Genomic DNA, 4,177 nt, shown 5'->3' on the forward strand with positions numbered 1-4,177 from the left:
TTTTAAATAAGGGGTGCAGGCACGTGGGGCATAATGGCGAAGCCGCCCTGCGTGTATGCGTCCCAGCCCGCGCAGCGGGCGAACTTAATTTTTTTGTTATACCTGTTCTTCTGCGGAGAGCGATTTGCTCCATTTGCAAACCTCTCCTTTGCTATTTGCAAAAATCCTATCTTCCACCTGTAAACTATCCCAAACTGCTGCGCATTCCAACTTAACGCAATCTTCCCGTTTAGCAGGAGTTTCGATACCATTACAGTATGTTGAGAATGACTTATTGATTGAGTCAAATTTATAAAATGTGTGCGATCTGCCGAACAGTTTGTGACTATTTAGTTTCCCGACTTTAGGCCAGCCTTTCTTACCCAGTGCATATTTCATAACCCAGACAATAAAAATAGAATCATTAAAAAGATCCGAAAACTGAGTTTGGCGAGATTTAAATGTTCTATTACTGAATGCTACAAGTGGAGATTCTAGAACTAAGCCGTATGCAAAGGAATTATCTGGTAGGCGGATTTCCACTACTTTTCCTAATTCGAAATTACTAGCCAAATTGAAGTTCCTTCAAAAGGTATAACTTTCCAATAACGGGCGTAGACATGTGGGGCATAATGGCGAAGCCGCCCCGCATGTATGCGTCCCAGCGAACGTAGTGAGTGTGTTGATTGGGTTGTTAGGTGCGCTCATGCCAAGACCCCATTTAGCAGCATACTAGGCATAAAAAAGTAAAAAGCCAATAAGCCCGAACCTGTAAATAGAAGTGCGACGGCACAAAAAGAAGCTTGAACGAAAAAGACGGAAGGTTTAGCGGATGCACTATGCCTAAGAGCTACTACTGAGGTTTTTAAACATTCATTAATCGCTTGGTATTTAGCTGAGAACCAAGAAATGATTGGAGCAAGGCTAGCAAAAACGAGAGCAAATGCGATTTCCACACCGCCTAATTGAACTAAGAAGGCTATCTCTGGCAAAACTGCGGCTGCAACAACCATTGCGATGCCGATAACTGCGCGTTGTAGATTAGTTAATTCATTCCATGATTTCACAATTTTTCCTTTTAGCACCTAACAGCCCACTTAGGGGCACAAATACGTTGGCTAAAATACGAAGCGGAGCGAAGGGAGCCAACGTGTTTGTGTCCCAACGAGCGCCAGCGAGTGACTACAGTGTTTTGTTAGCTGCCGACATTTGTTAAAACCGCTACTGCAAACATTACCAAAATCCCAAAATACCACAGTGTGAGAATGATTGAAAAAAGCCAATCTAGAATAGTCCCAGCACAATAACTGGCTTTGAATATCCCTTTATTTTCTTTGTTGGGTATAGCTATTTTTCTAAACCAAGACCAAGGAATAAATAAGCTGACAGATACAAAAAAAGTATAAGCGAAGACAATGCTCAATAAAGTCAAAAGGTCGTTGTTAACACCTAACCATCTTATGACGTTAATAGCCATCAATGCCAAAAAAGTGCCAAAGCAAGAAACTAAAATTCGCTTTTTACTAGTGACAATACTCTTACTTATTTTATGCCAAAGTCTTGGTGTCATATCTAGGCAGCTAACGCCTGCCTAAGCGGCAATTAATAATGGGCTAAAATATTGAGCGCAGCGACAATAGCCCATTGTTAATTGTCCGAGCGAGTTTACGAGCGAATTGAGGCACTTGTTAGGCTTTTCTACGCTGAATTTCGGTATTTACAATGTTATTTATCTCTTGTGCTTTCCAGCCAACGATGGGTAACATTTTTTCGCTACCGTTTTTACCCACGATATATACGATTTTAGTAAATCGTATATATCTAATATAACAGCCAGAGATGTCACTCCATGGAACCTGTTTATGACCCCAAATATTTTGATAGGAAATCCCATTATCGTCCACGTGAACCCAACCACTTTTTTGGTAAAGGACAGTCCCATAAAAAATTAAGCAAGCAGTGCTAATAATAAAAGCTATTGCACCTTCAAGGCTTTTGTCCGAAAAACTTGAATAAGAAAGAAATGCGAGGCCGCTAAAAAAGATAACAAAAAAAAGGTTTCTACCTGTCGAAGTCCAATAGTATGGGAATGATACCTCTGTTTGTCGCTGGCCCGACCAACCTTGCCGTATGGATAACTCCTTCTCAAGTATTTTTGTCCGGTCTGGGTATGCATCTTTATCAATTGAGGCCAAAGCCTCTTCTAGTTCTTGTATAGAGTAGTTTGAATAATCTGGTTCCAATCTTCCAATTCCCCAATTCTCCAAGAAGCCTAACGCTTTGCTAAGGGGCAATTGACTGTTGGCTAAACTTGCGCGAAGCGCCAAGCCAACTGTTAATTGTCCCAGTGAGTTTACGAACGAACTTGAGCAACTTGTTATGTAACACCTACCCAGAACCTTTCATGATGTTTTTATTTAGTTGCTCAAACTCTTCCATTAATTTATCACAATCTGTTTTTTTAGCTTGGCAGAGTGCTGACATTTGAATGTAAATGGCTTGGTTTTTCTCAAGGACTTTACGCTTTATCGCTGCTGGGTGTGCAGAGTGAGACTCAGGAGTAAATGACCATAAAACCAAATTTGAATCTTCTTGATCTTCGATAATAGTCCAGCCACCCTGGACGCTTAGTTTTGTTCCGGCTTTATTTTTCAGTGCTTGAAGAGCGAGGTCGACTGTTTTATACCCGATAGAGCTGCTTTCAGAGGAAAAGGATGGAAAAGCGATTAATGCGCTCAAGAATGCTATAGATATAATTTTCACTAAACTCTCCGTGTTACATAACACCCTAATAAGGGGCAATTACTCGTTGGCGAAAATGGCGCAGCCGCCAACGAGTAATTGTCCCAGTGACCGCAGGGAACGAGCTTGATTTGCTTGTTAGGTTTTAGCGTATAATTTTGAATAAACATCCTGTTTCTGATTCTCCGTTTTACAGTTATCAAAACGCTCGAAGAGGCTGAACCAATATAACCTCTCGTTCATTGTCATTCCATTTATTTGGCCGATTGCACTTAACCTAAATTTACTCCATTGCTGATAGCATCTGTCATGAATATCGTTTGTCGGGAGCCAAATATTCCCAAAATACTTTTCTATTAGTATCTCTAAATCATGAACGTTTGAATAATCGGCTTTCCATTCATTCAAAATCTCAACCAATTTCACTGAGATCAATTCAATATCTAAGTTTGAATAATGATGAATCAGTTCATCTAAATTCATGGAGAAACCTAACTTTTAAATAAGGGGCGATAGCACGTAGGGCATAATAACGAAGTGGCCCTGCGTGTTAGCGTCCCAACGAGCGCCAGCGAGTGACTTTATTTTTTTGTTATATGCCGTTTGCAAAAATAACCACCTAGTGCACCAAAAACAACAGCAAAAACTTTACCCGAATAGATGAGCCAGTCGGGGTAAGGCGAACCTAATGGGTTTTTATGTGTAAAAATACCAACAATAATGCATGGAATGGCAGAGAGCACCCCATAAGTTACAAAAGAGTTATTTGCGATTCTTGCTGCTACGAAGCCGCCAATGAAGTTAAAAACTATCCCTATAGCAATAGAAAGCAAAATAAAAGTTGGTGCAAAGAAGACTTTTTCATAGAGTTCGTATGGCTCTAGTGCAGGCGAATTAACAAACAAAGCATACATGCTTGTCAGAATTGTTCCCAAAAGCATGGTGCCACCAAGGTCTACCAGACCACCGATTCCAATAGCTTGATAATTTAACTTCATTATCCTTTTCCTTAAGGCATATAACTTTTAAATAAGGGGCGCAGGCACGTAGGGCATAATGGCGAAGCCGCCCTGCGTGTTTGCGTCCCAGCGAGCGATAGCGAGTGACTTTATTTTTTTGTTATACACCAGATAGCCAGCCATAAAGCGCGATGCCTCCGCACAGAAAACAGAATACAACATAGGGTAACAAATTTACCCGCATGATTTGTGTAGATGGCTCGTTACCGAGATATTCTTTACGCCTGCCGAGCACTGGCCCTGCCATATAAAAAACAATGCTAACCAGCAACCAAAAATAAAACGCCCCTTCAGTAAGAGTGACTGTTCCGGACACGATGAGAAAAACCATAAGCAATGTAGCTAATAAAGCAACAAGGACAACACCAGATTTATACCCAGCGCTTGGTTTTTTATTGGTGATAAAATCCATTTAACCTACTTAATTACAGTGGTGT

General features: G+C 40.8%; 8 protein-coding genes. All 8 read right to left on the reverse strand.

Annotation, left to right across the window (positions count from 1 at the left end; genetic code table 11):
* Positions 1–96 precede the first annotated feature (96 nt).
* The 8 genes from AC27EZ_RS17960 to AC27EZ_RS17995 all read right to left on the reverse strand — a co-directional run bounded on the left by AC27EZ_RS17960 (position 97) and on the right by AC27EZ_RS17995 (position 4,152).
* Positions 97–552: an Imm26 family immunity protein gene (locus tag AC27EZ_RS17960; protein ID WP_487136639.1), complete on the reverse strand. Its 456-nt coding sequence runs from the start codon at positions 550–552 to the stop codon at positions 97–99.
* A 131-nt stretch (positions 553–683) separates the two neighbouring features.
* Entirely contained in the window at positions 684–1,046 is a 363-nt protein-coding gene (locus AC27EZ_RS17965; RefSeq protein WP_487136640.1) for a hypothetical protein, read from the reverse strand.
* A gap of 128 nt (positions 1,047–1,174) precedes the next feature.
* Complete coding sequence (locus AC27EZ_RS17970; protein ID WP_487136641.1) at positions 1,175–1,549, reverse strand: hypothetical protein; 375 nt, start codon at positions 1,547–1,549, stop codon at positions 1,175–1,177.
* A gap of 118 nt (positions 1,550–1,667) precedes the next feature.
* The gene (locus AC27EZ_RS17975) at positions 1,668–2,222 is read right to left on the reverse strand and encodes a PH domain-containing protein (protein ID WP_487136642.1); all 555 of its coding nucleotides are present in this window, start codon (positions 2,220–2,222) and stop codon (positions 1,668–1,670) included.
* A gap of 145 nt (positions 2,223–2,367) precedes the next feature.
* Positions 2,368–2,742, reverse strand: a complete 375-nt coding sequence (locus AC27EZ_RS17980) for a molecular chaperone DnaJ (RefSeq protein ID WP_487136643.1) — start codon at positions 2,740–2,742, stop codon at positions 2,368–2,370.
* A gap of 117 nt (positions 2,743–2,859) precedes the next feature.
* Positions 2,860–3,204 carry a hypothetical protein gene (locus tag AC27EZ_RS17985; protein ID WP_487136644.1) on the reverse strand — a complete coding sequence of 115 codons (345 nt, stop codon included), beginning with the start codon at positions 3,202–3,204 and terminating at the stop codon, positions 2,860–2,862.
* 98 nt (positions 3,205–3,302) lie between these two features.
* Positions 3,303–3,719 (reverse strand): hypothetical protein, encoded by a 417-nt coding sequence (locus tag AC27EZ_RS17990; protein WP_487136645.1) that lies wholly within the window; start codon positions 3,717–3,719, stop codon positions 3,303–3,305.
* A gap of 121 nt (positions 3,720–3,840) precedes the next feature.
* Entirely contained in the window at positions 3,841–4,152 is a 312-nt protein-coding gene (locus AC27EZ_RS17995; protein WP_474194315.1) for a hypothetical protein, read from the reverse strand.
* Positions 4,153–4,177 lie beyond the last annotated feature (25 nt).

This window comes from Alteromonas sp. 4NH20-0056, assembly GCF_057539655.1.